The sequence below is a fragment of the Streptomyces colonosanans genome (assembly GCF_001866645.1).
Taxonomy (GTDB): Bacteria; Actinomycetota; Actinomycetes; order Streptomycetales; family Streptomycetaceae; genus Streptomyces; species Streptomyces colonosanans.
The window spans coordinates 38,065-63,606 of sequence record NZ_MLYP01000071.1; the positions used below are offsets into that span (position 1 = coordinate 38,065).

At 67.2% G+C, this 25,542-nt stretch carries 23 protein-coding genes and 1 pseudogene; 14 read left to right on the forward strand and 10 right to left on the reverse strand.

Annotated elements, in window-relative coordinates:
- Window positions 1–34: 34 nt before the first annotated feature.
- The 5 genes from BIV24_RS25695 (at window position 35) to BIV24_RS25715 (ending at window position 5,741) form a co-directional block, all read left to right on the forward strand.
- Window positions 35–1,846 (forward strand): ABC transporter substrate-binding protein, encoded by a 1,812-nt coding sequence (locus BIV24_RS25695; RefSeq protein WP_071368821.1) that lies wholly within the window; start codon window positions 35–37, stop codon window positions 1,844–1,846.
- Window positions 1,847–1,937: 91 nt separating this feature from the next.
- A complete protein-coding gene (locus tag BIV24_RS25700) occupies window positions 1,938–2,918 on the forward strand; it encodes an ABC transporter permease (protein ID WP_071368822.1) in 981 nt (326 codons plus the stop codon).
- 9 nt (window positions 2,919–2,927) lie between these two features.
- Entirely contained in the window at window positions 2,928–3,989 is a 1,062-nt protein-coding gene (locus BIV24_RS25705) for an ABC transporter ATP-binding protein (protein WP_071368823.1), read from the forward strand.
- A 13-nt stretch (window positions 3,990–4,002) separates the two neighbouring features.
- Window positions 4,003–5,139, forward strand: coding sequence for an ABC transporter ATP-binding protein (locus BIV24_RS25710; RefSeq protein ID WP_071368824.1), 1,137 nt, complete (start codon window positions 4,003–4,005; stop codon window positions 5,137–5,139).
- A gap of 98 nt (window positions 5,140–5,237) precedes the next feature.
- Complete coding sequence (locus tag BIV24_RS25715) at window positions 5,238–5,741, forward strand: DinB family protein (protein ID WP_071368825.1); 504 nt, start codon at window positions 5,238–5,240, stop codon at window positions 5,739–5,741.
- Between the two features lie 311 nt (window positions 5,742–6,052).
- On the opposite strand, the gene BIV24_RS25725 is transcribed toward BIV24_RS25715, so the two are convergent.
- Window positions 6,053–6,253, reverse strand: coding sequence for a DUF397 domain-containing protein (locus tag BIV24_RS25725; RefSeq protein ID WP_071368845.1), 201 nt, complete (start codon window positions 6,251–6,253; stop codon window positions 6,053–6,055).
- An 8-nt stretch (window positions 6,254–6,261) separates the two neighbouring features.
- Window positions 6,262–7,113 carry a helix-turn-helix domain-containing protein gene (locus BIV24_RS25730; protein WP_071368826.1) on the reverse strand — a complete coding sequence of 284 codons (852 nt, stop codon included), beginning with the start codon at window positions 7,111–7,113 and terminating at the stop codon, window positions 6,262–6,264.
- Between the two features lie 201 nt (window positions 7,114–7,314).
- Between BIV24_RS25730 and BIV24_RS25735 the strand changes: the two genes are divergently transcribed.
- The gene (locus tag BIV24_RS25735; RefSeq protein WP_071368827.1) at window positions 7,315–7,716 is read left to right on the forward strand and encodes an ATP-binding protein; all 402 of its coding nucleotides are present in this window, start codon (window positions 7,315–7,317) and stop codon (window positions 7,714–7,716) included.
- A 245-nt stretch (window positions 7,717–7,961) separates the two neighbouring features.
- Here the strand turns inward: BIV24_RS25735 and BIV24_RS25740 are convergent, their stop codons facing one another.
- The 5 genes from BIV24_RS25740 to BIV24_RS25760 all read right to left on the reverse strand — a co-directional run bounded on the left by BIV24_RS25740 (window position 7,962) and on the right by BIV24_RS25760 (window position 14,057).
- Window positions 7,962–9,005, reverse strand: coding sequence for an ABC transporter ATP-binding protein (locus BIV24_RS25740; protein WP_071368828.1), 1,044 nt, complete (start codon window positions 9,003–9,005; stop codon window positions 7,962–7,964).
- A 26-nt stretch (window positions 9,006–9,031) separates the two neighbouring features.
- Window positions 9,032–10,069 (reverse strand): ABC transporter ATP-binding protein, encoded by a 1,038-nt coding sequence (locus BIV24_RS25745; RefSeq protein ID WP_071368829.1) that lies wholly within the window; start codon window positions 10,067–10,069, stop codon window positions 9,032–9,034.
- A 52-nt stretch (window positions 10,070–10,121) separates the two neighbouring features.
- Window positions 10,122–11,102, reverse strand: a complete 981-nt coding sequence (locus BIV24_RS25750) for an ABC transporter permease (protein ID WP_071368830.1) — start codon at window positions 11,100–11,102, stop codon at window positions 10,122–10,124.
- Between the two features lie 119 nt (window positions 11,103–11,221).
- Complete coding sequence (locus BIV24_RS25755; protein ID WP_071368831.1) at window positions 11,222–12,988, reverse strand: ABC transporter substrate-binding protein; 1,767 nt, start codon at window positions 12,986–12,988, stop codon at window positions 11,222–11,224.
- A 79-nt stretch (window positions 12,989–13,067) separates the two neighbouring features.
- On the reverse strand, window positions 13,068–14,057 hold the full coding sequence (locus tag BIV24_RS25760; RefSeq protein WP_071368832.1) for an ABC transporter permease: 990 nt from the start codon (window positions 14,055–14,057) through the stop codon (window positions 13,068–13,070).
- Window positions 14,058–14,621: 564 nt separating this feature from the next.
- On the opposite strand from BIV24_RS25760, the gene BIV24_RS25765 reads away from it, so the two are divergent.
- From BIV24_RS25765 to BIV24_RS25785, 5 genes are read left to right on the forward strand one after another with little or no spacing between them, the layout of a single operon-like run.
- Window positions 14,622–16,241 carry a peptide ABC transporter substrate-binding protein gene (locus BIV24_RS25765; RefSeq protein WP_071368833.1) on the forward strand — a complete coding sequence of 540 codons (1,620 nt, stop codon included), beginning with the start codon at window positions 14,622–14,624 and terminating at the stop codon, window positions 16,239–16,241.
- Window positions 16,242–16,275: 34 nt separating this feature from the next.
- A complete protein-coding gene (locus BIV24_RS25770; RefSeq protein ID WP_071368834.1) occupies window positions 16,276–17,199 on the forward strand; it encodes an ABC transporter permease in 924 nt (307 codons plus the stop codon).
- Window positions 17,192–18,175: an ABC transporter permease gene (locus BIV24_RS25775; protein WP_071368835.1), complete on the forward strand. Its 984-nt coding sequence runs from the start codon at window positions 17,192–17,194 to the stop codon at window positions 18,173–18,175. The genes BIV24_RS25770 and BIV24_RS25775 overlap by 8 nt, the downstream gene beginning before the upstream one ends.
- Window positions 18,176–18,180: 5 nt before the next feature.
- Window positions 18,181–19,161 (forward strand): ABC transporter ATP-binding protein, encoded by a 981-nt coding sequence (locus BIV24_RS25780; RefSeq protein WP_071368836.1) that lies wholly within the window; start codon window positions 18,181–18,183, stop codon window positions 19,159–19,161.
- Entirely contained in the window at window positions 19,148–20,215 is a 1,068-nt protein-coding gene (locus tag BIV24_RS25785; protein ID WP_071368837.1) for an ABC transporter ATP-binding protein, read from the forward strand. The genes BIV24_RS25780 and BIV24_RS25785 overlap by 14 nt, the downstream gene beginning before the upstream one ends.
- A 151-nt stretch (window positions 20,216–20,366) precedes the next feature.
- On the opposite strand, the gene BIV24_RS25790 is transcribed toward BIV24_RS25785, so the two are convergent.
- Window positions 20,367–22,526: a prolyl oligopeptidase family serine peptidase gene (locus BIV24_RS25790; RefSeq protein WP_071368838.1), complete on the reverse strand. Its 2,160-nt coding sequence runs from the start codon at window positions 22,524–22,526 to the stop codon at window positions 20,367–20,369.
- A gap of 204 nt (window positions 22,527–22,730) precedes the next feature.
- Here BIV24_RS25790 and BIV24_RS25795 point away from each other — a divergent pair, with 204 nt between their 5' ends.
- Complete coding sequence (locus tag BIV24_RS25795) at window positions 22,731–22,925, forward strand: hypothetical protein (RefSeq protein WP_071368839.1); 195 nt, start codon at window positions 22,731–22,733, stop codon at window positions 22,923–22,925.
- A gap of 260 nt (window positions 22,926–23,185) precedes the next feature.
- Here the strand turns inward: BIV24_RS25795 and BIV24_RS25800 are convergent, their stop codons facing one another.
- Together BIV24_RS25800 and BIV24_RS25805 are read right to left on the reverse strand one after the other, a co-directional pair.
- On the reverse strand, window positions 23,186–23,395 hold the full coding sequence (locus BIV24_RS25800) for a DUF397 domain-containing protein (RefSeq protein WP_071368840.1): 210 nt from the start codon (window positions 23,393–23,395) through the stop codon (window positions 23,186–23,188).
- Window positions 23,392–24,183 carry a helix-turn-helix domain-containing protein gene (locus BIV24_RS25805; RefSeq protein WP_071368841.1) on the reverse strand — a complete coding sequence of 264 codons (792 nt, stop codon included), beginning with the start codon at window positions 24,181–24,183 and terminating at the stop codon, window positions 23,392–23,394. The genes BIV24_RS25800 and BIV24_RS25805 overlap by 4 nt, the downstream gene beginning before the upstream one ends.
- 5 nt (window positions 24,184–24,188) lie before the next feature.
- On the opposite strand from BIV24_RS25805, the pseudogene BIV24_RS25810 reads away from it, so the two are divergent.
- Window positions 24,189–24,473, forward strand: a pseudogene (locus BIV24_RS25810) (Uma2 family endonuclease); the annotation flags it as partial.
- A gap of 301 nt (window positions 24,474–24,774) precedes the next feature.
- A partial coding sequence (locus BIV24_RS25815; RefSeq protein WP_143064663.1) for an RNA-guided endonuclease InsQ/TnpB family protein occupies window positions 24,775–25,542 on the forward strand: 768 nt, incomplete at its 3' end.

Consider the following 25,542-nt stretch of genomic DNA (forward strand, 5'->3'; position numbering starts at 1 on the left):
ACGCGTGACACACAGATGGGTGGGAAACTGAGTGATGAGTAGGGGCGGACGACACGCATACGCCGCGGTCTCTGTGCTCGCGGCCGGAGCTCTCGTGCTCACCGGTTGCAGCAGCGGCGGCAGCAAAGGCAGCAGCGACAACAACAAGAAGGACAAGGCCAACGCCGAGCGTCAGCAGGCCTTGATCAAGTTCGGTGACGCAGCGGCCTCCACCGGTCCCGCCGCCGAGGTCCCCGGCGCCAAGAGCGGCGGCACGATGGAGCTCCTGGAGCGCGACAGCCCTGCCCACCTGGACCCGGCCCAGATCTACACCTTCGACGAGATGACGCTGACGCAGGTGATCCACCGGGGGCTCACCGGCTACAAGGCGACCAGTAACGACGGCGGCAAGCACGAGGTCGTCGGCGACCTGGCCACCGACTCCGGCACGGTGTCGGACGGCGGCAGGACCTGGAAGTACACCCTCAAGGACGGCATCAAGTTCCAGGACGGGTCCCCGATCACGTCCAAGGACGTCCGCCATTCCTTCGAGCGGCTCTTCGCGCCCTTCATCACCAAGGGCCCGACCTATGTCCAGCAGTGGATGGCCGACACCGCCGGCACCGACTACCGCAAACTGCTGCCGGACGGCCCGTACAAGGGCAAGCACCTGCCGGACAGCATCCTGGAGACACCGGACGACAAAACCGTGATCTTCCACTTCAAGAAGCCCGTCGCCGACCTGCCGTACGCGCTCGGCATGACGGGCTACGCGATGGTGGAGGCGAAGGGCGACACCAAGGAGAAGTACGACAGGGCGCCCGCCGCGGCCGGCCCGTACAAGATCCAGTCGTTCAAGTCGGGCAAGTCGATGGTGCTGGTCAAGAACGACCAGTGGGACCCGAAGACGGACCCGATCCGCAACCAGTACGTCGACGAGTTCAACATCACCTTCAACCAGCAGTACGAGACGTCCACCAAGGCGCTCCTCGCGGACAGCGGCGCCGACCAGACCGGCGCCAGCCTGCAGAACGGGGTCGACGCGGGCAACCTCTCCAAGGTCCTCTCCGACCCCAAGTTGAAGTCCCGTACGGTCTCGGGCTACCAGCCCTACGTGGGCCGGATCAACATCAACATGAGCAAGCCGGAGATGAAGGACAAGAAGGTCCGCGAGGCCATCGCCTACGCCCTGCCCGTCACGCCGTTCGTGCGGGCCTTCGGCGGCGACGCGGCCATGGAGGTCGCCGGCGGCCTGATCAGCCCGACCGTCAGCGGCTACGACCCCACGTTCGACCCGTTCGGCAAGAAGAAGAAGCCCGCGGGTGACCCGGTCAAGGCCAAGAAGCTGCTGGAGGAAGCCGGCAAGGTCGGCATGAAGCTGACCTTCGCCTACATCAACACCTCCGAGGGCCAGCAGTACTCCACCGCCATGGCCGAGGGCCTGAAGAAGGCCGGCTTCGACGTACAGCGCCAGGAGGTTCCCTCCTCGAACTGGTTCGACCAGGTCGGCAAGATCAACAACAACTACGACATCTTCCACACCTCGTGGGGCGCCGACTGGCCGTCCGGCCAGGCCGTGTTCCCGCCGACCGTCGACGGGCGCCTGATCGCCGACGGCGGGAGCAACTACACGCAGGTCAACGACCCCCATGTGAACAGCGAGATCGACCGCATCAACGCCATCACCGACCCGGTGAAGGCTGCCACCGAGTGGGCGAAGCTGGACAAGTACCTGCTCACCGAGGTCGTGTACGCGGTTCCGACCGCCTACTACAAGCAGGTCGCGATCGCCGGTTCGAAGGTCGGCGGCCTGGTCTACGACGACGTGATCGGCGGCGTCGACGCGCGCCGTCTGTACATCAAGTAACTCCGTCCGTCCTGGTACCCGGTACGGCCCCCTCACGGGGTGCCCGCACCGGGTACCACCGGCTCGCTGACGTCTGAGAGCTGCCTCTGCCATGCTGCGCTTCCTCATTCGCCGGACACTCGGCGCCGTCGTCATCCTCTTCCTACTGAGCATCGTCACGTTCCTGTTGTTCTTCGGGATGCCACGGGACCCTGCGTTGATGATGTGCGGCAAGGCGTGCACGCCGGCCAACATCGAGAACATCCACCATGTGCTCGGCCTCGACAAGTCGATCCCCGAGCAGTACTGGACCTTCCTGCACAACATCGTCCTGGGCAGCGACGCCTTCACCCAGGGCCCGTGCCCGGCCCCATGCTTCGGGTACTCGTACAACACCAACGAGGCGGTCTGGCCCACGCTGATGGACCGTCTGCCGACCACCGTCTCCCTGACCCTGGGCGCGGCGTGCGTCTTCCTGCTGGTGGGTCTCGGCACCGGTCTGCTGGCGGCCTGGAAACGCGGCACGTTGATCGACAAGACGTTCACGGCCGGCTCGATGGTGATCAGCTCGATGCAGATCTACTTCCTCGGCCCGCTGGTGCTCGCCGTGTTCGTCTATCAGTCGCACCTGTTCGACAAGCCCGCCTACAACCCCTTCACCGCCGACCCGGTCAACTGGTTCTCGGGGCTGATCATCCCGTGGGTGGTGCTGTCCACGATCTTCGCCGCGCAGTACACACGTATGGCGCGCTCGTCGATGGTCGAGCAGCTCCAGGAGGAACACGTCCGTACGGCCCGCGCCAAGGGCATGTCGCGGCGGTACGTCTTCTTCCGCTACGCCTGGCGTGGTTCGCTGATCCCCATCGTCACCATCTTCGGCATCGATCTCGGCTCCCTGCTGGGCGGCGCGGTGATCACCGAGTACACCTTCGGACTGCCGGGGCTCGGCCAGCTCGCGGTGCAGTCGGTGGCCTTCAGCGACCTGCCGCTGCTGCTCGGCGTGATGCTGTTCGCCGCGACCATGATCCTGCTGTTCAACATCATCGTGGATACCTGCTACGCGTTCATCGACCCGCGTGTACGGCTCGCCTAGGAGCACTCCGTGACCACTGTGACCAAGGAACCCGGCGATTCAGGCGCAGCCGGCGGGGACGCCTTCCTCTCGGTACGGGACCTGCATGTCAGCTTCAAGACCGAGGACGGCATCGTCCGCGCCGTGAACGGGCTCTCCTTCGACCTCCAGCGGGGCAGGACCCTCGGCATCGTGGGGGAGTCGGGCTCCGGCAAGTCGGTGACCAACCTGACCATCCTCGGGCTGCACAACCCGATGTTCACCACGATCGACGGCGAGATCCTGCTGGACGGGCAGGAACTGATCACGGCCCGCGAGTCCGAGCTGGAGAAGCTGCGCGGCAACAAGGCCGCGATGATCTTCCAGGACCCGCTGACCGCGCTGTCGCCGTACTACACGGTGGGCCGGCAGATCGCCGAGCCGTTCATGAAACACACCGGGGCCTCCAAGAAGGCGGCCTGGGAGCGGGCGGTGGAGATGCTCGGCAAGGTCGGCATCCCCCATCCCAAGGAGCGGGCGAAGGACTATCCGCACCAGTTCTCCGGCGGTATGCGCCAGCGCGCGATGATCGCCATGGCGCTGGTCTGCAACCCCGACCTGCTGATCGCCGACGAGCCCACCACGGCGCTGGACGTGACCGTCCAGGCGCAGATCCTCGACCTGCTCAAGGACCTCCAGCAGGAGTTCGGCTCGGCGATCGTCTTCATCACCCATGACCTCGGGGTCATCGCCGACATGGCCGACGACATCATGGTGATGTACGCCGGGGGAGCGGTCGAGCGCGGAACCGTCGATGAGGTGCTGAGGGCACCGCAACACCCGTACACCTGGGGCCTGCTGAACTCCATGCCGCGCCTCGGCTCGGACCTCGGCACCCCGCTCACGCCGATCCCGGGGACGCCGCCGTCCCTGCTGAACCCGCCGTCCGGCTGCCGGTTCCACCCTCGGTGCACGTACCAGGGCGAGGTGGGCGGCGCCCGGTGCGTGGACGAGCCGCCGCTGCTGCCACCCGGTCGGGGCGGGGCCTGCCACCTTACGGCCGAGCAGAAGCAGACCATCTTCATCGAGCAGATCAAACCCCGGCTGCGGTAGGGAGTGCACTGACATGAAGGAAGAGGTCGTCACGAAGGACGAGGCCACCGTGCCCGCCGCGCGGGGCGCGGCCGCAGAGGCGTCCGGGGAGCCGCTGCTGGTGGTGGACAAGCTGGTCAAGCACTTCCCGGTCAAGGGCGGCTTCCCGATCCGCCGCACGGTCGGCGCGGTGCAGGCCGTGGACGGCATCGACCTGACCGTGCACGTGGGCGAGAGCTTCGGCCTGGTGGGCGAGTCCGGCTGCGGCAAGTCGACCACGGGGCGCCTGATCACCCGGCTTCTGGAGCCGACCAGCGGGAAGATCTCCTACCGCGGCCAGGACATCTCGCACGCCAGCCGCAAGCAACTGGCGCCGATCCGGTCCGAGATCCAGATGATCTTCCAGGACCCCTACTCGTCGCTGAACCCGCGCCAGACCGTCGGCAAGATCATCTCCGGTCCGATGGAGATCAACGACATCAACCCGGCAGGTGGCCGCGAGAAGCGCGTCCGTGAGCTGCTGGAGATCGTGGGTCTGAACCCCGAGCACTTCAACCGCTTCCCGCACGAGTTCTCCGGCGGTCAGCGTCAGCGCATCGGGGTGGCCCGGGCCCTGGCCCTGGAGCCGAAGCTGATCGTCGCGGACGAGCCGGTCTCCGCCCTGGACGTCTCCATCCAGGCCCAGGTGGTCAACCTCCTCCAGCAGGTCCAGAAGGACCTGGGCATCGCCTTCCTGTTCATCGCCCACGACCTCGCCGTCGTGCGGCACTTCTCGCAGCGCGTCGCCGTGATGTACCTCGGCAAGATCATCGAGGTCGGCGACCGTGACTCCATCTACGCGCGCCCGCGCCACCCGTACACCCACGCGCTGCTGTCCGCCGTGCCCGAGGTGAATCTGGACGGCGACGAGGAGGCCCAGCGCGAGCGGATCCGCCTCGCGGGCGACGTGCCCTCCCCGATCTCGCCTCCGTCGGGCTGCCGCTTCCGTACCCGGTGCTGGAAGGCCACGGAGAAGTGCGCCACCGAGGAGCCGCCGCTGGTGCGGATCTCCGGGAACGGCCCAGGCCACCTGACGGCCTGCCACTTCCCGGAGGAGCCGACCACCGGGGCGCGGGACGAGGACATCGTGCTGGATCCGGCACTGGCAGCGCTGGAGGAAACGGAGGGGTGACACCGAGGGGGATCGGCGGAGCAAAGCGGGCCGAACTCCCTTACCGCGCACCGATATTCGTTCGACTTCCGCTCCGTGGATTCGGGATCATTCCCTGGATGACACGAACTGACACGCCTCCCGCCTGGGACGAGCGCACACAGCTGACCACCTTCCTCGACTACGTCCGTGCCACCGCTCGCGCCAAGTGTGAGGGCGTCTCGGCCGAGGGCGCCGTGCAGGCGCCGCTCCCCGAGTCCCCGCTGATGACCCTGTGCGGTCTGATCAGCCACCTCCGCTGGGTCGAGTACTCCTGGTTCCAGGTGGTGTTCCTGGGAGAGGACGACGAGGGGCCGTGGACGGACGAGGACCCCGACCGCGAGATGACGATGGCGGTCGACCGCCCGCTCTCCGAACTGCTGGACGAGTACGACGAACAGAGCGCCCGCTACCGGAAGTTGGTCGCGGCCCACGACCTGGACAGCAAGGCGAAGCGCCCGATACGCGACGGCCGGCAGGTCGACCTGCGCTGGATCCTGCACCACCTGATCGAGGAGACGGCCCGCCACAACGGGCACCTGGACATCCTGCGCGAAATGATCGACGGCACCAGGGGGCACTGAAGCCGACGGCCTTGCTTCACTTCCCGTCGGGGTCGGCGGGAAGTGAAGCTTCTTCGTGCGCTGGGTCGTCGGTCGGGGCGCGGTAACGGCCCATGCTCGCCGTGATCAGGACGACTAGGGTCGGCATCGTGAGTCCGTAGGCCAGCGGGAAGCTGTCCTTCACAAGGTTGAATAGGACAAGCACGCCGACCAGGCCAGCGAAGAGCAGGGGCGTCGGATGATGTGCCGCACGGCGATCTTCAAGCGCCGGCGTCCGCGGGCACCGTTGAGTTCTTCCCAGTCTGACGCTGACATGCCCTCAGCGTAAGGTTTCAACTCCTCCCCTGAGAAGCGACCTTCAGCGACTCGATGAAGAGGGTGAAATCTGCGGGAGGGAAGGCGAGGGTGCCTTGGGCTGGGTCCTTGGAGTCCCGGATGGCCACTTGGGTGGAAGTGGTTGCGATCTCGACGCAATTGTTGCCGTCGCCGCCGCCGGAGTAGGACGACTTCCGCCAGGTGTCGGGTGTGGTCACGGTGAGCCTCACAGGTCCTTGGCCAGTCTGTGGATGAAGTCACGCGAACCGGCGGGTTCGAGTGACGCGGCTTCTACCCTACGGAATAGCGTGCGGAAGACGGCGAGTTGGGCTTCTGAGTCGATGAAGCCGGTGCCATGAGGCGCGTCGCGAACGGCCGTGTCCAGCCTGGGCACGGCGCCGCCCGCCAGCATCATGGGGCTCCAGGCTCCGCCGAATCCGTCCAGGTCGAAGGGGATGACGCGCACGCTGATGTGGTCCGCTTCGGAGAGTTCCAGGACACGAGCAAGCTGGGCTCGTGAGGTGGCGCGATCACCGACCCTGATGCGCAGTGCCGCCTCGTGGATGACCGCCTCGTACGGGACATGGGCAGGCTCTTCGAGGATGACTTTGCGTTGCATCCGGTGCCGCACACGCAACTCCAACTCTTCCTCCGGAATGTCCGGAATCCTGGACGAGAAAGCGGCGCGAGCGTAGTCCTCCGTCTGTAGCAGGCCGGGAATGAACAGGAACTCCACGTCACACCGGTACGAGGAGTGATAGTCCAGCTCCGCGAGGTCGAGGAAGGGCGTGGGCAGCAGCTCCCGGTAGTCCTCCCACCAGCCTCGCGTGCGGTCGTTCGCTATGGCTACCAGCGCGTCGATCAACTCCTCATCAGTACACGAGTAGTTGGCGGCGAGGCGACGCAACCGGCTCTCACTCACACCAGCGAGACCGGCCTCGATCTGGCTGATCTGGGGCGCGCTCACCCCGAGGAGCGCCGCTGCCTCCCGCGACGAGAGGCCCGCCGCGTCGCGGAGTCTGCGCAACTCGACAGCAAGGCGCAACTGACGTGCCGTCGGTTCGAACCTCTTTGCCATCAACTGACCTCTCAACACGCGGGTAAGCGTGACTCGTTCGGGGTCACCTTACGCGATCGCCTTGCGAGATCTAAATATTGCCCCCTACTGTCGGTTAGGTAACTTACACGCAGCGGAAGCGCACCGCTCCGCCATGCCACGACGGCTGCGGCAATGCCACCGCGCGCTAAACCCCCCTCACCTCACCGGAGTTGATGAGGCATGCCCGAAACCTGGGACTACACGCTCTACATCCCGAACGACCTCAGGGCGGTGACCATCTGCCGCCGCACCCTGCGCCTGATCCTGACCCTGCACGGTCTGATCGGCCTGGTGGACACAGCGGAGCTGCTGGCGGCGGAGCTGGTGTCGAACGCCGTGCGGCATACGAAGGGGCCAGCCGCGCTCAGGGTCCGCCTGACCCCGCAGGGGGTGGTGTGGATCGGGGCATGGGACACCGACCCGGCGCCGCCCGAGCCGCCATGCCCGTTGGAGCAGGCGTTGGAGTCGGAGGAGGGGCGGGGGTTGGGATTGGTGGGGGCCTGCGCGGATGTGTGGGGTTGGGAGCCGTCAGCCCGGTTCGGGGATCGGGGAAAGTATGTGTGGTGCGAGCTGGGGGCGTGACCCTGTCAGGAAGTGATTGGCAGGTCTGTTCCAGGGGCCGGAAGCAAAGCCGCAGCTCAGGAGCAGGAAGGCGAGACACATCTGCCAATCACCCTTCCCGTGCCGCCCACAGCCCCGGCGGGCATGGCGAAGGCCCGTGCCACAGGGCACGGGCCTTCGTCCCCGGGAACCGGACGTTCGGGGCTCGGGTCAATGGGCCGATGAAGGTCGGGCTCCGGCGGCCGCGGCTGACGGAAAGGGGTGTGTCAGGCCGCTGCCTCGGGGTCCTTGGACAGACGCGGAGCCGGAACCGTCTCCTGCGTCTCGGGGTAGTGGCACGCCGTCAGGTGACCCGGCTTGTTGCCCTCCACCTGCACCAGCGGCGGCGCCTCCGAGGCGCACTTCTCCGTGGCCTTCCAGCAGCGGGTGCGGAAGCGGCAGCCGGACGGGGGCGAGATCGGGGACGGCACGTCGCCAACCAGACGGATGCGCTCACGGGGCGTCTCGTCCACCGTGGCCTCGGGCACGGCGGAGAGCAGGGCGCGCGTGTACGGGTGGCGCGGGTTGCCGTACAGGTCCTCGCGGTCGGCGATCTCCACGATCTTGCCGAGGTACATGACCGCCACACGCTGCGAGAAGTGCCGCACGATCGCCAGGTCGTGGGCGATGAAGACGAACGCGATACCCAGGTCCTTCTGGACCTGCTGGAGCAGGTTGACGACCTGGGCCTGGATGGAGACGTCGAGGGCGGAGACCGGCTCGTCCGCGACGATCAGCTTCGGCTCCAGGGCCAACGCCCTTGCCACGCCGATACGTTGGCGCTGGCCGCCGGAGAACTCGTGCGGGAAGCGGTTGTAGTGCTCCGGGTTCAGACCCACGATCTCCAGCAGCTCGCGAACGCGCTTCTCCCGGCCGCCCTCCGGGTTGATGTCGTTGATCTCCATCGGCCCGGAGATGATCTTGCCAACCGTGTGCCGCGGGTTCAGCGAGGCGTACGGGTCCTGGAAGATCATCTGGATCTCGGACCGGATCGGCGCGAGCTGCTTGCGGCTGGCGTGGGTGATGTCCTGGCCGCGATAGGAGATCTTGCCGGCCGTCGGCTCCAGGAGCCGGGTGATCAGGCGGCCGGTGGTCGACTTGCCGCAGCCGGACTCGCCGACCAGGCCCAGGCTCTCGCCCTCGGCGACCTGGAAGTCGAGCCCGTCGACAGCCTGGACCGCGCCGACCGTGCGGCGGATCGGGAAGCCGCCCTTGATCGGGAAGTGCTTGGTGAGTCCCGAGACGTCCAGGAGGGGACTGGTGTTGCTCATGGTGGTGAAATCCCGTCTCTTGTACGTCAGTGGGCCTGGCTGCCGGCGAGGTCGGAGAAGAACTCACGGCGCTGTTCGTCGGTCAGATGGCAGGCGTTGCCGCGACCGTCCGTGATCTCCAGCACCGGGGACTCGGTCGCACAGCGGTTGCCGTCGACCTTCTCGGCGAAGGCGCAGCGCGGGTGGAAGCGGCAGCCGGACGGCGGGTTCAGCAGCGACGGCGGCGAGCCCGGGATCGGGTTGAGCGGCACGTCGACCGGACCGTCAAGGCTCGGCATGGAGCCCAGCAGACCCCAGGTGTAGGGGTGTTGCGGGGCGCGCAGCACCTCCTCCTTCGAGCCGCGCTCCACACACCGGCCGCCGTACATCACCAGCACGTCGTCGGCGATGTCCGCGATCACGCCCAGGTCGTGGGTGATGAAGATGATCGAGGTGCCGAACTCCTGCTGGAGGTCCTTGAGCAGGTCCATGATCTGGGCCTGCACGGTCACGTCGAGCGCGGTGGTCGGCTCGTCGGCGATCAGCAGCTGGGGGTCGCAGACCAGCGCCATGGCGATCATCGCGCGCTGGCGCATACCGCCGGAGAACTGGTGCGGGTAGTCGTCGACGCGGACGTCCGGCTGGGGGATCCCCACGCGCCTCAGCATCTCGATCGCCCGCGCCCGGGCCTCCTGCTTGGAGGCACCGGTGTGCTTGCGGTACGTCTCGCCGATCTGCTTGCCGATGGTGTGGTACGGCGACAGCGAGGCCAGGGCGTCCTGGAAGATCATCGCCATCTTGTTGCCGCGGAGCTTCTCGAGCGTCTTCTCCGGGGCGCCGTTCAGCTCCTCGCCGTCGAGCTCGATGGAGCCCTCGACCTTGGTGCTGTCGGGGTTGTGCAGGCCCAGGATGGTCAGGTTGGTGACCGACTTGCCGGACCCCGACTCGCCCACGATGCCCAGCGTCCTGCCGCGGGCGAGGTCGAAGGACAGGCCGTCGACGGCCTTGACGATGCCGTCCTCGGTCGAGAAGTGCACCTTCAGGTCCTTGACGGACAGGAAGGGCTGCTGATCGGTGCTCGTCACGGGGACGCTCCAGAGGGGGGTGATGCGGGGTAGCTGGTGGGGGCGGGCGGGGTCAGGCGAGCCGGATCCGCGGGTCGATCAGGGCATAGACGGCGTCGACGATGATGTTGGCGAACACCACGAAGGCGGCGGTGACGATCATGACGCCGAGGAGCATCGGGAGATCGTTGTTGATCACCGACTTCACGGCGAGCATGCCGAGGCCCTGGAGGCTGAAGGTCTTCTCGGTGATCATCGCGCCGCCGAGCAGGACGCCCATGTCGATGCCGAAGATGGTGACGATCGGGCCCATCGCGCCGCGCCAGGCGAAGCGGAAGAAGACGGTGCGCCGCGAGAGGCCCTTGGCGCGGGCCGTGCGGACGTAGTCCTCGCTGAGCGTCTCGACCAGCTGGGAGCGGGTCATACGGGTGTAGTTGGCGGTCCAGATCAGCGCCAGGACCAGCCAGGGCACGAGCAGACCGCTGAACCAGGCGGCCGGGTTCTCGGTGAACGGCGTGTACGAGGGCTGGTCGAGGATGTGCGTCGTGTACACGAGGAGGTAGAGGGCCACCGGGCCGACGAAGTAGATCTGCATCGACGAGGCGATCAGCGAGGCGGAGCTGGCGATCTTGTCGACGGCCTTGCCCTGCTTCACGGCGGCGAGCATGCCGGCACCGATACCGAAGATGAGGAAGACCACCGAGGAGCCGAGGGCGAGGGAGGCCGTCGTCGGGAAGCGGTCCTGGACCGTCGCGAGGACCGACTCGTGGTTGACGAACGAGTAGCCCAGGCACGGGGCGTCACAACGGCCGATGCCCGTGTAGTCGCGGCCCACGAAGATGCCTGACAGCCAGTGCCAGTACTGCAACGGCAGCGACTCGTCGATCCCCATGTTGCGCCGAATCAGTTCGAGCGTGTCCGGCGTACAGACCTTGCCGCAGGCCATCCGGGCCGGATCGTGCGGCACCGCGTAGAAGAGCATGAACGTGACCGCACTGATGATCAACAGCGTGATCGCGGCGCCGAGGAACCGGCGGACGAGGAAGCGAAGCATGGGGGTTGGCTTTCCTGGGAGGGCCGTCGTACGGAACGGGCCGGGCCGGGGGTGACCGGAGACCCGGTGGACGAGCCGAGGGTGGGGCGGCCGAAGCCGCCCCACCTCTCAGGGATGGATCAGGCCTTGACGTACATCTTGTAGAGCATGCAACCGTCGAAGTTCGGGTCCATCTTCACGTTGGCGAGCTTGGAGCCGTGCATGTAGATGCGTCGCATGTACACGTCGGGGATGAAGGCACCCAGCTCGGTGACCTGCTTGTCCACAGCGGCCCACATGTCGTTGGCCTTGGTCTGGTCGACCTCCGCCGTGGCGGCCTTGATCGCGGCGTCCACCTCGGGGTTCTTCAGGTGGGAGTAGTTGTTGCCCTGGTCCACGACCTTGGAGCTGTGGAAGCACGGCATGAAGTCCGAGTAACCGGTCGGCCAGTCGGCGGACCAGCCACCCCAGTAGACGTCGTACGGGTTGTCGACCATGCCGATCTGGTCGTAGAAGGTGGTGGAGTCGATCGGCTTGGTGACGACCTCGAAGCCGGCCGCCTTCAGGGCGTTCTCGATGACGACCTTGACCTTGGCGTTGACCGGGTCGTTCTGGTAGGCGTAGGTGACCTTGGTGCCGAGCTTGCCGGCCGCCTTCAGGACTTCCTTCGCCTTCGCCGGGTCGCCCGCCGGGTTCTTCAGCTTGCCCCAGACGTCCTGCGACTTGTAACCGGCCACGAGCGGGCTCATGAAGCCGGTCGCGTAGTCACCGCGGTTCTCGCCGCCCTGGAGCTTGCGGATACCGGCGGTCGGCCAGGCGCGGATGATGGCCTCGCGGACCTTGATGTCCGTGACGCGGGTCTGGTTGATCCAGTAGACGCTGGTGCCGCTGCCCAGAGCAGAGAAGAGGCGGTCCTTGGCCTTGAGGGTGGCCTGCTGGATCTTGCTCTGCGGGACCGTACGCCAGGAGACGGCGAACTGGTCGTTGCCGGTGTCGGCGATCAGGCGGTCGGCGGCGGTCTCCTGCTCGATGCCGAAGGTGAAGTCGAACTCGTCCGGGTAGGCGTTGCGGATCGGGTCCGTGTTCGGGTCCCAGTGGTCGTTGCGGACCATCACCATCGACTTGTCGGTGACGTGCGACTTGACCCGGTAAGGACCGTTGGAGAACGGCTTCTTGTCGTAGGCCTGCTTGGTGTCGTGCTTCACCGGGACCGGCGCGTACGAGTGCATGGCGAGGACGTAGTTGAAGTCCGGACGCGCCTCGGCGAGGTGGAAGGTGATGGACTTCCCGCTCGTCTCGATCGACTTCAGGTGCTTGCCCTTGAACGGACCCTTGTAGGACTTGCGGGGCTCGTCCGAGCCGACGAGCCAGCTCTGAACGTAGGTGGCGCCCTCGGTGGTGAAGTCGGCGAAGCCGCGCTCGATGCCGTGGCGGACGTCATCGACGGTGATGTCGGAGCCGTCCTCCCACTTGATGCCGTCCTTCAGGGTGAAGGTCCAGGTCTTGCCGCCGTCCTTCATGACGCCGACGTCGGTGGCGAGGTCGCCGACCAGGGTCTGCGAGCCGTCGTCGCCGACCTTGTAACCGGTCAGGGTACGGGCGAGGACCATCATGGCGAGCGAGTTCCACGCGAAGTAGATGCGCTGCGGGTCGAGGTGCGAGAAGTCGTCGTCGTTCAGCAGGTAGACCTTGCCGCCCTTCTTGGCGCCGGAGACCTCCGGAGCCGGGCCCTTGGAGTCCTCCGCCGTGCCGATCTTGACCATGGCCTTCTGGGCCTTGGCGGCTTCTTGCTTGCCTCCGCCGCTGCTGCCGTTGCTGGAGTTACCGCTGCTGCACGCGCTCAGCACGGTGCTCGACGCGGCGGCGACACCGGTGGCGATCAGGAAGTTTCTGCGCGAGAAGGACATCGCATCCTGCCTTGAAGTGGGTTGGTGAGGGTGGTCCGGCACCCCGGCGACATTGCCGTGATCCCGAGGAGGTTCGGAGTCAGCGCTTGGTCTTCGGGTCGAGTGCGTCGCGCACCGAGTCACCGAGGAGGTTGAACGCCAGGACGAAGATCACCATGGCGAGGCCGGGGAACATCAGCAAGGTGATGTCGTCCTGGTACCACTGGGTGGCGTACCCGATCATGACGCCCCAGTCGGGGGTCGGGTCCTGCAGACCGACACCGAGGAAGGCGAGACCCGCTTCCGTGCTGACCATCGCCGGCAGCATGAGAGTGCCCTGGATCAGGATCGGCGTCCACAGGTTGGGCAGCAGCTCCTTGAAGATGATGCGGGCCGGAGACGCTCCCGTGACCTTGGCGGCCTCCACGTACTCCCGCTCGCGCAGGGCCAGTACCTGGCCGCGCAGCAGTCGGCCGACGGAGGCCCAGCCGAAGACGACGAGCAGCAGGATCAGGGAGACCACGATGAGTGAGGTGGGCGTGTTCTCGTTGTCGCCCACGAACAGGGCCAGGACCACCGGCGTGAAGGCCACGAAGAACAGCTGCTGCGGGAAGGCGAGCAGGATGTCCATGACCCGGCCGAGGAACCAGTCCGTCTTGCCGCCCAGATAGCCCGCGGTGATGCCGACCGCCACGCCGACGATCATGGCGAGGATCGTGATGCCGGTGGCGATCAGCAGCGAGTTGCGGATCGAGTACCAGAGGAAGGTGAAGACGTCACGGCCGAGTTGCGGGTCGATACCGAACCAGAACTCGCTGTTGATGCCGCCGTTCGGCGCCGCCGGGAGGCCGTTGTCGCCCAGCAGGCTGGGGTCGTTGAGCCCGTACGTCGTGTACGGGTCCTTCCCGTACAGCTTGGCTATGAGCGGCGCAGCGAGGCCGACCACGAAGAAGGCGATCACGATGATCGCCGAAATGACGCCCGTGCGGTCCCGCTTGAAGCGGCGCCATGCCAGCTGTCCAGGGGACCTGGTCTCGGTGCCCTTCGAGTCGGGAGAAGTGCTCGACTTCTCGGCGCTCTCGTCGGTCACCTCAAGCGGTGCAGCCGCGGATGGAGTTGGGGGGGGTCATGGTGCTCCAGGCCCAAGGGAGGTGTCTGATGACTCCGCAGGGCGCTCCCCTACGGGCTACGCCGGACTTTTTCAACGCAATTCATTCAAGGTCAATAAATTCTCAGCCGACTTGGGCGGCTCTTTACTCTCTTTACCTAAGTTTGACCTTTCCGTAGCTACGCGGGTAGCACGTTGTAATCGATCCGTGTCCTCAATCGGGCCAACCGGGCAAATCTGACAAGAAGTTCGATATGCGGATGGTTGAGTGTCGAAATGCGTACATCAAGGGTTCGCAAATCGATGGTTCGACGTTGATAGGCGGAGATTCATTGCTTTGCCTCGTCAAGATCCATTGCGTGCTGTGAACCATCCCGCGTCACCCTTGTCAAGATCCTTTGTCCGGGCCGGTGTGCGCCCGCCATCCGGATGACGTCGCCTCGGCGAATGGTGTACATGGGTGTGATGTTCGCTGATCGCTGATATGGACCGATAACGGACAGCGCCTCGGCGCTGGCGGTACGGCGCACTCCAGGGAGGCACTCCATGCGTGGAGCCAGACCCGCCCGATGGGCGGCGGGCGCGGCGGCGGCTGCCCTCACGGCGGCGGCATGCGGCGGGGGCGGCGGCGGCAGTGCCCCCGGAGTGCTCAGCGCCTCCTGGGGTGATCCGCAGAACCCGCTGGAGCCCGCCAACACCAACGAGGTCCAGGGCGGCAAGGTCCTCGACATGGTCTTCCGCGGGCTGAAGCGCTACAACCCCAGGACCGCCGCCCCGGAGAACATGCTCGCCGACAGGATCGACAGCCCGGACTCCCGGAACTTCACCATCACCGTCAAGAACGGTTGGCGGTTCAGCAACGGGGAGCCCGTTACCGCGCGGTCCTTCGTCGACGCCTGGAACTACGGTGCGAGCCTGAAGAACAATCAGAAGAACGCGTACTTCTTCGGATACATCGAGGGGTACGACAAGGTGCACCCGGAAACCGGCGCCCAGACCGCCGACACCCTCTCCGGACTCAAGGTGACCGGCACCCGCACCTTCACTGTCCGACTGGCCCAGAAGTTCTCCACGTTCCCCGACACCCTGGGCTACGCGGCCTTCTCCCCGCTGCCCAGGGCGTTCTTCGACCACCACGAGGACTGGCTGCGCAAGCCCATCGGCAACGGTCCGTACCGGGTCGCCTCCTACACCCGGGGCTTCAAGATGTCCCTGCGGAAGTGGGACGGATACCGAGGACCGGACAAGGCGCGCAACAACGGGGTGGACCTGCAGGTCTACACCGACACCAACACCGCCTACACCGACCTCATGGCCGGCAACCTCGACCTCGTCGACGACGTGCCCGCCGCACAGCTCAAGTACGTCAAGAACGATCTCGGCGGCCGCTACATCAACACCCCGGCCGGCATCCTCCAGACCCTCGCCTTCCCCTTCTACGACCCGAGGTGGAAAAGACCCGGGACGCAGAAGGTCCGTACGGGCCTGTCCATGGCGATCGACCGGAACCTGATCACCCGCACGATCTTCCGGAACACCCGCACCCCGGCCAGCGACTGGACCTCCCCGGTCCTCGGCACCGCCGGCGGCTTCAAGGCAGGTCTCTGCGGCGCCGCCTGCAGACACGACCCGCACCGGGCCAAGAAGCTGGTCCAGGAGGGCGGCGGACTGCCCGGCGGACAGGTCCGGATCACCTACAACGCGGACACGGGCTCGCACAAGCAGTGGGTGGACGCGGTCTGCAACTCCATCAACAACGCGCTCGGCGACAACGAGGCCTGCGTCGGCAACCCGGTCGGCACCTTCGCCGACTTCCGCAACCAACTCGGCCGGCACAGCATGCCGGGCCCCTTCCGGGCCGGCTGGCAGATGGACTATCCGCTCATCCAGAACTTCCTGCAGCCGCTCTACTACACGGGCGGCTCCTCCAACGACGGCACGTGGTCCGACAAGGACTTCGACCGGCTCGTCGACCGGGCGAACGCAGAGAGCGACAGAGCCAGCGCCGTGCGACTGTTCCAGCGGGCCGAGGGCGTCGTACGGGACAACATGGCCGCCATCCCGCTCTGGTACCAGAACGGCAACGCCGGCTACTCGCGCCGCCTCTCCCATGTGGCGCTCAACCCGTTCAGCGTCCCCGTCTACGACGAGATCAAGGTCGGCTGAGCCGCACGCTGTCCCCTACCCCCCCGGAGCCCCCATGGGACGGTACGTCATCAGACGCCTGCTGCAGATGATCCCGGTCTTCTTCGGCGCCACCCTGCTCATCTTCCTGATGGTGCACGTGATGGGCGACCCCGTCGCGGGCCTGTGCGGCGAGCGGCGGTGCGACCCCGCCACGGCCGCCCAGCTGCGCCGGGAGTTCGGCCTCGACAAGCCCGTGTGGCACCAGTACCTGGCCTACATGGGCAATGTCTTCACCGGTGACTTCGGCACCGCCTTCAACGGGCAGCGGGTCACCGAGCTGATGGCGACGGCCTTCCCGGTCACCATCCGGCTCACCGTCGTCGCGGTCGTCTTCGAGATCGCCATCGGGATCGCGCTCGGCGTGATCACCGGAATGCGCCGCGGGCGGCCCGTGGACTCCTCGGTCCTGCTGCTCACCCTCGTCGTCATCTCGGTGCCGACCTTCGTCACCGGTCTGCTGCTCCAACTGCTGCTCGGAGTCCAGTGGGGCTGGATGAGGCCGTCGGTCTCCCCGGACGCCGCCCTCGGCGAGCTGATCGTCCCCGGGCTCGTCCTCGCGTCGGTCTCCCTCGCCTACGTCACCCGGCTGACCCGCACCTCCATCGCCGAGAACAAGCGCGCCGACTACGTCCGTACGGCCATCGCCAAGGGGCTGCCGCGCCGCCGGGTGATCACCCGTCACCTGCTGCGCAACTCGCTCATCCCTGTCATCACCTTCATCGGCACCGACATCGGCGCTCTCATGGGCGGCGCGATCGTCACCGAGCGGATCTTCAACATCCATGGCGTCGGCTACCAGCTCTACCAGGGGATCCTCCGGCAGAACATCCAGACGGTCGTGGGCTTCGTGACCGTCCTCGTCCTCGTCTTCCTGATCGCCAACCTGCTCGTCGACCTGCTGTACGCCGTACTCGACCCGAGGATCCGCTATGCCTGAGCAGCCGCCGTACCAGCCCGAGGGGGCCATGGCCGGGACCGGGATGGGCGGCACCATGGACCTCGCCGCCAGCGAGGCGACCACCCTGGAGAAGACCCCCGGGGGACCGGAAGGCACGGGCCCGGAGGGCAAGCCGCGCAGCCTCTGGTCCGACGCCTGGCACGACCTGCGCCGCAACCCGGTCTTCATCGCCTCCGGGCTGGTCATCCTCTTCCTCGTCACCATCGCGATCCGGCCCTCGTTGATCGCCCCCGGCAACCCCCTCACCTGCGACCTCTCCAAGGCCCTGGACGGTTCACAGTCCGGGCATCCGTTCGGCTACGACGGTCAGGGCTGCGATGTCTACACCCGCACCGTCCACGGGGCCCGCGCCTCGGTCACGGTCGGCGTCTGCGCCACGCTCGGCGTCGCGCTCCTCGGCTCGGTCCTGGGCGGGCTCGCCGGGTTCTTCGGCCGGGGATGGGACGCGATCCTGTCGCGGGCCACCGACATCTTCTTCGCGATCCCGGTCCTTCTCGGCGGTCTGGTCCTCCTCTCCGTGGTGACCAGCACCACCGTCTGGCCGGTCGTCGGGTTCATGGTGCTGCTCGGCTGGCCGCAGATCTCCCGTATCGCCCGCGGCTCGGTCATCACCGCCAAACAGAACGACTACGTCCTGGCCGCCCGCGCCCTCGGCGCCTCCAACTCCCGCATCCTGCTGCGGCACATCGCGCCCAACGCGGTCGCGCCCGTGATCGTCGTCGCCACCATCGCGCTCGGCACCTACATCGCGCTGGAGGCGACCCTGTCCTACCTGGGCGTGGGGCTGAAGCCGCCGAGCGTGTCCTGGGGGATCGACATCTCCGCCGCCTCCCCGTACATCCGCAACGCCCCGCACGCGCTGCTGTGGCCCTCCGGCGCCCTCGCGATCACCGTGCTCGCGTTCATCATGCTCGGCGACGCCGTGCGCGACGCCCTCGACCCGAAGCTGAGGTGAGAGCCGTGCTGCTCGAAGTGCGCGATCTGCACGTGGAGTTCCGGACCCGGGACGGGATCGCCAAGGCGGTCAACGGCGTCAGCTACGGCGTCGACGCGGGCGAGACGCTCGCCGTGCTCGGCGAGTCCGGCTGCGGCAAGTCCGTCACCGCGCAGGCCGTCATGGGCATCCTCGACACACCACCCGGGAGGATCACCGGCGGCGAAGTCCTCTTCCAGGGCCGGGACCTGCTGCGCCTCAGGGAAGAGGAGCGGCGCAGGATCCGCGGCGCCGGGATGGCGATGATCTTCCAGGACGCCCTGTCCGCCCTCAACCCCGTGCTCACCGTGGGCGACCAGCTCGGAGAGATGTTCGTCGTGCACCGTGGCATGTCCAGGAAGGACGCCCGTGTCCGGGCGGTCGAGCTGATGGAACGGGTACGGATCCCGGGCGCCGCGCAGCGCGTGCGCGACTACCCGCACCAGTTCTCCGGCGGCATGCGCCAGCGCATCATGATCGCCATGGCGCTGGCGCTGGAGCCCGCGCTGATCATCGCCGACGAGCCCACCACCGCCCTCGACGTCACCGTCCAGGCCCAGGTCATGGACCTGCTCGCGGAGCTCCAGAGCGAGTACCACATGGGCCTCGTCCTCATCACCCACGACCTCGGTGTCGTCGCGGACGTCGCCGACCGCATCGCCGTCATGTACGCGGGCCGGATCGTCGAGTCCGCTCCCGTGCACGACATCTACAAGGCGCCCGCACACCCCTACACCAGGGGCCTGCTCGACTCCATCCCGCGGCTCGACCGCAAGGGCCGGCAGCTCTACGCCATCAAGGGCCTGCCACCGAACCTCATGGCCATCCCGCCGGGCTGCGCCTTCCACCCCCGCTGCCCGCTGGCGCGGGACGTGTGCCGCACCGACGTCCCCCCGCTCTACGAGGTCTCCGCGGAGCGTGCAAGCGCCTGCCACTTCTGGAGGGAGTGCCTGCATGGCCGGTCCTGAACCGATCCTGGAGGTCAGCGGGCTGGTCAAGCACTATCCGCTCACCCGGGGGATCCTCTTCAAGAAGCAGATCGGCGCGGTCAGGGCGGTCGACGGGGTGGACTTCACCCTCGGCCGGGGCGAGACCCTCGGCATCGTCGGCGAGTCCGGCTGCGGCAAGTCGACGATCGCCAGGATGCTGGTCAGCCTGGAGAGGCCTACGGCCGGCTCGATCAGGTACCGGGGCCAGGAGATCACCAAGCTGTCCGGACGCGCCCTGAAGGAGGTGCGGCGCAACATCCAGATGGTGTTCCAGGACCCGTACACCTCCCTCAACCCCCGGATGACGGTCGGCGACATCATCGGAGAGCCGTACGAGATCCACCCCGAGGCCGCGCCCAAGGGTGACCGGCGCCGGCGGGTGCGGGAGCTGCTCGACGTGGTCGGGCTCAATCCCGAGTACATCAACCGCTATCCGCACCAGTTCTCCGGCGGTCAGCGCCAACGCATCGGTATCGCCCGGGGGTTGGCGCTGCGCCCGGAGATCATCGTCGCCGACGAGCCGGTGTCCGCGCTCGACGTGTCCGTCCAGGCCCAAGTGGTCAACCTGCTGGCGGGACTCCAGGACGAGTTCGGCCTGGCGTACGTCTTCATCGCGCACGACCTGTCGATCGTGCGGCACATCTCCGACCGGGTCGGGGTGATGTACCTGGGGCGGATCGTGGAGATGGGCAGCGACGCGGAGATCTACGAGCATCCGACACACCCCTACACCCAGGCACTGCTGTCCGCCGTGCCCGTGCCCGACCCCTCGGCGCGGGAGCAGCGGGAGCGGATCATCCTGAGCGGGGATGTGCCCTCTCCGACGAACATCCCCTCCGGCTGCAGGTTCCGTACGCGCTGCTGGAAGGCGCGGGAGCGGTGCGCCCGGGAGGTGCCGCTGCTCGCGGTGCCCGAGGTGTTCCGTCCGGCGGCGGGGCCCGCCTCACACGACTCGGCGTGCCACTTCGCGGAGAATCTCTCCACGACGCGCTCGGCGCCGGGGCGGGCGGTACCGCCCGAGGAGCCCGCATAAGCGGTGTACTGCGCACGAACTGCGTGTACACGCAGGCAACTCGGCCGACACGTCGCCATACGGGCGCAGGGAAGTGAACGGGCAACGGCCGTGCGGGTGCCGTGAACGGGCCGGGGTGCAGTCATGCACCCCGGCCCGTTGCCGCGTGGGTTCAGGCCGGCTTCAGGGCACGCCTGAGGAAGTCCAGCTGGAGCAGCAGCAGGTTCTCGGCGACCGTTTCCTGCGGGGTCATGTGCGTCACCCCGGACAGCGGCACCACCTCGTGCGGGCGGCCCGCGGCCAGAAGGGCCGAGGACAGGCGCAGGGAGTGGGCCACCACCACGTTGTCGTCCGCCAGGCCATGGATGATCATCATCGGCCGGGCCGGCTCCGCGGCGTCGACCAGGCCCGCGTCGTCGATCACGGAGTTGCGGCGGTAGACCTCCGGCTGCAGATCCGGGTGCCCGAGGTAACGCTCCTGGTAGTGCGTGTCGTACAGCCGCAGGTCGGTCACCGGCGCACCGACCACGCCGGCGTGGAAGACGTCCGGTCGGCGCAGCACCGCGAGCGCCGCCAGATAGCCACCGAAGGACCAGCCGCGGATCGCGACCCGGTTCAGGTCGAGCGGAAAGTCGCCGGCGAGGGCGTGCAGCGCGTCGACCTGGTCCTGGAGCGCGACCGCCGCGACGTCGTCCTTGACCGCCTTCTCCCAGGCGGGGGAGCGGCCCGGGGTGCCCCGCCCGTCCGCGACGATCACCGCGAAGCCCTGGTCGGCGAACCACTGCGAGGTCAGATGCGGACGCTGGTCGGCCACCACGCGCTGCCCGTGGGGGCCACCATAAGGGTCCATGAGCACGGGCAGGGGGGTGTCATCGGAGTAGTCCGTAGGCATAAGCACGGCGCATGGGATTTGGCGTGCGCCCCCCTGGACGAGCGTCACACGGGGGGAGAAACCAGGACGTTCCGCATAGGACGCCACGGTCGCCACCCTCCCCGAGCCACCGGCCGGGACGCCCCCCGTCTCGCCGCGCTTGCCGTCGAGCAGCACCTGCACCTGCGAGTCCGCCTTGTCGAGCGTCGAGGACACGAGCACGGTCACGCCCCCGGCCCGCACCGCCGAGTGCACGCCGGGCTCCTGCGACACGCGCTCCACGCCGAGTTCGTTGACGCGGTACACGTGGACCTCGCCGATCTCCGGTGAGGCGGCCGCCTCACCTGCCGACGCCGAGACCAGCACATCGTCGTCCGACACGTCGAGCACCGCCCGTACGTGCAACTGCGCTCCCGTCAACGGGCGTTCACCCACCGCAAGCACCCGCGCGCCGCCCTCGTCGGCGATCCGCACCAGCTGTCCGGACGGGGTCCAGCACGGAACCCCGGGGAAAAGTTCAAGCCAAACTGGATCTTCGTCCGCGTGCACCATCCGGGTCGCCCCGGTGTCCGGGTCCACGGCCAGGAACAGCTGGCTGCGCTGGTCGCGCGCCTGCACCAGAATCAGCGGCGCACCCGCCGCTGACCAGTGCACACGCGTCAGATACGGGTAGCCGGACCGGTCCCAGACCACCTCCGTGCGCACCCCGTCCAGGCCCAGGACGAACAGCCGCACCTCGGCGTTGTCGGTCCCCGCCGCCGGGTACGCCACCTGCCGCGGCTCCCGCTCCGGATGCGCCGGATCGGAGATCCACCACCGTCGTACCGGCGTGTCGTCCACCCGCGCCACGAGTAGCCGGTCGGACTCCGGCGACCACCAGAAGCCTCGTGAACGACCCATCTCCTCGGCCGCGATGAACTCGGCCAACCCGTAGGAAACGGACTCCGATTCCGGCGCGGCGAGGGCCCGGTCGCCGTCGCCCTCGGCGCCGACCACGCGCAGGCCGCCGCGGGTGACATACGCGATGTGCCGTCCGTCGGGGGCCGGGCGCGGGTCGATCACCGGACCGGGCACGGGCAGTTCGCGTGCCGTGCCCGCACGCAGCTCCGCCGTGAAAAGCCGCCCTGACAAGGCGAAAGACGCCAACTCTACGGCTGTGTCGGTGGCGTAGCCGACGATGCCGGCACCGCCCTCACGACTGCGTTCGCGGCGGGCGAGTTCCTCGGGCGGCAACTGCTCGGTGGCGCCGCCGAGCAGCGGGCCGGGGTCGGCTGCCAGGCGCTCCGCGCCGTCCGCCACATCGAGGACCCACAACTGGTGTGCGCGGTCCGTCCCGGACGCGGACCGCAGGAACACGACACGGGAACCGTCGGGTGCGACGGTGAAAGCACGCGGCGCGCCGAGCGTGAACCGCTGGGTCTGCGCGTGCCGTCGGGGGAAGGAAGCAGGCTCGGTCGTCATGCCCCGACCATATTGGCCATGCGCCCCCTTGTGCGGCTGTGCGCCGATCGATGCGCACGTACGGATAGTTATGATCACTGACGCATGGTGGGTAGGAACCCGCTTGCATCCGTGTGGATTTATCCGCCTGGGTATGTCCTCATGGATTCAATGCCCCATAGCCCGACTTCCCGCGTCCCCGTGGATCTTTGGAGGTGAGCCGCCGTGGCACTCTCGATTTCGGCGGTGGTGCTGCTGGCGATCGTCGTCTTCCTTCTGGTCAAGAAGTCAGGGCTGAAGGCCGCACATGCGCTTGTGTGCGTGCTGCTCGGGTTCTATCTCGCGTCGTCGACCATCGCGCCGACGATCAGTCAACTCACGACGAACATCGCGGGGATGATCGGGAGCATCAAGTTCTGAGTCGCGCGGCCCGACGGCGGGCTTCAGCCTTCGAGTGACCGAAGTCTGCCCTGGCACGCCTGTTTCCGTCCCTTCGTGGCGTCAGAGTTCGTAAACTCAACGAACCCAGGACGAGCGAAGGTTGAGGCAGTGGTGCGTGGACAGACCCAACGTCGTCCGCGACCTCCAGTCCGCCCTGAACGAGTTCACGGCCATCGCCCGCTCCCTGGGCGGCGAGGTGGACGTACCGGAGGCCGAGGTCGAGTAACCGTCCCGTCGGATCAGTCTTCGGACGCGTACGACACGAAGTGGGTCCAGGCCCTCGGCGTCAGCATGAGCCGGGGGCCCTCGACGTTCTTGGAGTCACGGACGTGGATGGTGCTGGGGGTCGTGGCGATCTCGATGCAGGAGTCGGCTTCACTGCTGCTGCTGTAGCTGCTCTTGAACCAGGCCGGCTCGGGGACATCCTCAGTCGGGGCGTTGCGGATCATGTCTCTCCCAGCAGTTGCTCGATGAAGGCCATCGACTCCCTCGGGGTGAGAGCCTGGGCCCGGATGATGCCGTACCGCAGCTCCAGAATACGAAGGTCCCTCGGCTCGGAGACGGGACGCCCGTTGGCTACTCCTGGGGACCGCCCGACAGCCGAGCCGTCCTCGAACTTCAGCACCTCGATCCCGCCTGCCACTCCAGCATGTTCTTCGCGGCCCATCGGCATCACCTGAACTTCGACGTTCCGCAACTGCCCGATCTCCAGCAGGTGTTCGAGCTGTCGGCGCAGCACCATCCTGCCTCCGAGCGGTCGGCGAAGCGTCCACTCGTCCTGGACGAAGCTCAACTCGGGTGCGGGGTCTCGTTCGAAGACGGACTTGCGGGCTACGCGCGCAGCTACGCCCTGTTCCACAACATCTTGGGTGTAGGCAGGCCGCCGCATCAGCAGCAACGACCGCGCGTACTCCGGTGTCTGCAACAAGCCATGAATGTTCAGCGGGTCGTAGAGCTGGAGCTCGACCGCCTTGGCCTCCATCTTCGCCAGGTCCCGTACCTTCTTCGGATACCGGACCTTGGCCACGTCCTCCTTCATCGCCGAGAGCAGGCCACCCGCCCCCAACACCTCGTCCGCCTTGTCCAGATACTCGGGCCGGGGAATCCGCTTGCCGCCCTCGATCTTGTAGATCAGGTCCTCTCCGTACCCCACCGCCACCCCGAACTCGGCGGCCCGCATCCCCACCGCCTCGCGCCGCAGCTTCAGCTGCCGTCCGACGGTCGCGACGACCGCCACGCCCCCATACCGGTGAGCCCGACGTGGAGGACGAACCCGAGGCCGTCATGCGGCGCCCCGATGTCATGGTGATCGCCGAAGAGGACATGGACACGGAGGGCTCCATCGACCCCCGTGCGCTCGTCGCCGCCATCGAAATCGTCTCCCGTTCCAATCCGGACAACGACTGGGTGGGCAAGATCCGCGACTATCCCCTGATGGGCATCCCCGTCTACGCGATCTTCGACCCGCGCACCGGCACCGGCGCCGTCCTCTCCGACATCCACCCGACCCCCAATGGCCCCCGCTACCGGTATTCATTTGCAGTGCATCGGGGTTCACCCCGGTGGTGAAGCGAATCTGAAGGGGCGACGCGGAGCGTCGGGGTGGTTTTCCGGCGGAGCCGGACAGGGCTTCACATGGGGCGGGTCGCTTTCGATGTCCGGTACCGCCCGCATGGTCTCCTCCATGCACCACAGATGATCATCTGTGAACACCTTGTACCGGAACTCGGTCATAAAGTCCAAGTGAACATGCATCACGAAAAATCACTGCCGACCAATCCGGATATTCTGCATCTCGGCCATAACTCAGGTACGTAGAGTCCTCGGTGTGCAGCTTCGGTACAGCTTCCGCTTGTACCCGCAGCCAGGCCAGCGCACTGCGCTGGCCAGGGCGTTCGGGTGCGCTCGTGTCGTGTTCAACGACGCGGTGCGCGCCCGCGAGGACGCCCGCAGGCAGGGCCTGCCGTTCCCGAAGGCCGCGGACCTGTCCCGCACCCTGATCACCCAGGCCAAACACACCGCCGAGCGGTCCTGGCTGGGCGAGGTCTCCGCAGTGGTGCTGCAGCAGTCCCTGCGCGACGCCGAGAGCGCCTATCGCAACTTCTTCGCCTCGCTGAAAGGCGAACGCAAGGGCCCGAAGCTGGGCGCGCCGCGCATGAAGTCCCGTAAGGACGCACGGCAGTCGATCCGGTTCACCACAAACGCCCGCTGGTCCCTCACACCGGCCGGGCGGCTGAACCTGCCGAAGATCGGTGAAGTGCGGGTGAAGTGGTCTCGCACCCTGCCGGCTGTCCCGTCCAGCGTCACCGTGATCAAGGACGCTGCGGGCCGGTACTTCGCCTCTTTCGTCATCGACACCGACCCCGCCGCCGACGCGGCCCGCATGCCCAAGGCCGACCAGAGCATCGGCATCGACCTCGGACTGACCCATTTCGCCGTCCTGTCCGACGGCACGAAGATCGACTCCCCGCGGTTCCTGCGCCGCGCGGAGAAGAAGCTCAAGAAGGCCCAGCGGGACCTGTCCCGCAAGCAGAAGGGATCCAAGAACAGGGAGAAGGCTCGTCTGAAGGTCGCTCGCGCCCACGCGAAGGTGACC

What these genes read in the sequence shown, in the direction of transcription:
- BIV24_RS25740 (WP_071368828.1), bottom strand. Translation starts at nt 9,005, where the DNA reads ATGAGCAACACCAGTCCCCTCCTGGACGTCTCGGGACTCACCAAGCAC.
- BIV24_RS25750 (WP_071368830.1), bottom strand. Translation starts at nt 11,102, where the DNA reads ATGCTTCGCTTCCTCGTCCGCCGGTTCCTCGGCGCCGCGATCACGCTG.
- BIV24_RS25715 (WP_071368825.1), top strand. Translation starts at nt 5,238, where the DNA reads ATGACACGAACTGACACGCCTCCCGCCTGGGACGAGCGCACACAGCTG.
- BIV24_RS25700 (WP_071368822.1), top strand. Translation starts at nt 1,938, where the DNA reads ATGCTGCGCTTCCTCATTCGCCGGACACTCGGCGCCGTCGTCATCCTC.
- BIV24_RS25735 (WP_071368827.1), top strand. Translation starts at nt 7,315, where the DNA reads ATGCCCGAAACCTGGGACTACACGCTCTACATCCCGAACGACCTCAGG.
- BIV24_RS25730 (WP_071368826.1), bottom strand. Translation starts at nt 7,113, where the DNA reads ATGGCAAAGAGGTTCGAACCGACGGCACGTCAGTTGCGCCTTGCTGTC.
- BIV24_RS25785 (WP_071368837.1), top strand. Translation starts at nt 19,148, where the DNA reads ATGGCCGGTCCTGAACCGATCCTGGAGGTCAGCGGGCTGGTCAAGCAC.
- BIV24_RS25790 (WP_071368838.1), bottom strand. Translation starts at nt 22,526, where the DNA reads ATGACGACCGAGCCTGCTTCCTTCCCCCGACGGCACGCGCAGACCCAG.
- BIV24_RS25765 (WP_071368833.1), top strand. Translation starts at nt 14,622, where the DNA reads ATGCGTGGAGCCAGACCCGCCCGATGGGCGGCGGGCGCGGCGGCGGCT.
- BIV24_RS25695 (WP_071368821.1), top strand. Translation starts at nt 35, where the DNA reads ATGAGTAGGGGCGGACGACACGCATACGCCGCGGTCTCTGTGCTCGCG.
- BIV24_RS25710 (WP_071368824.1), top strand. Translation starts at nt 4,003, where the DNA reads ATGAAGGAAGAGGTCGTCACGAAGGACGAGGCCACCGTGCCCGCCGCG.
- BIV24_RS25770 (WP_071368834.1), top strand. Translation starts at nt 16,276, where the DNA reads ATGGGACGGTACGTCATCAGACGCCTGCTGCAGATGATCCCGGTCTTC.
- BIV24_RS25800 (WP_071368840.1), bottom strand. Translation starts at nt 23,395, where the DNA reads ATGATCCGCAACGCCCCGACTGAGGATGTCCCCGAGCCGGCCTGGTTC.
- BIV24_RS25755 (WP_071368831.1), bottom strand. Translation starts at nt 12,988, where the DNA reads ATGTCCTTCTCGCGCAGAAACTTCCTGATCGCCACCGGTGTCGCCGCC.
- BIV24_RS25775 (WP_071368835.1), top strand. Translation starts at nt 17,192, where the DNA reads ATGCCTGAGCAGCCGCCGTACCAGCCCGAGGGGGCCATGGCCGGGACC.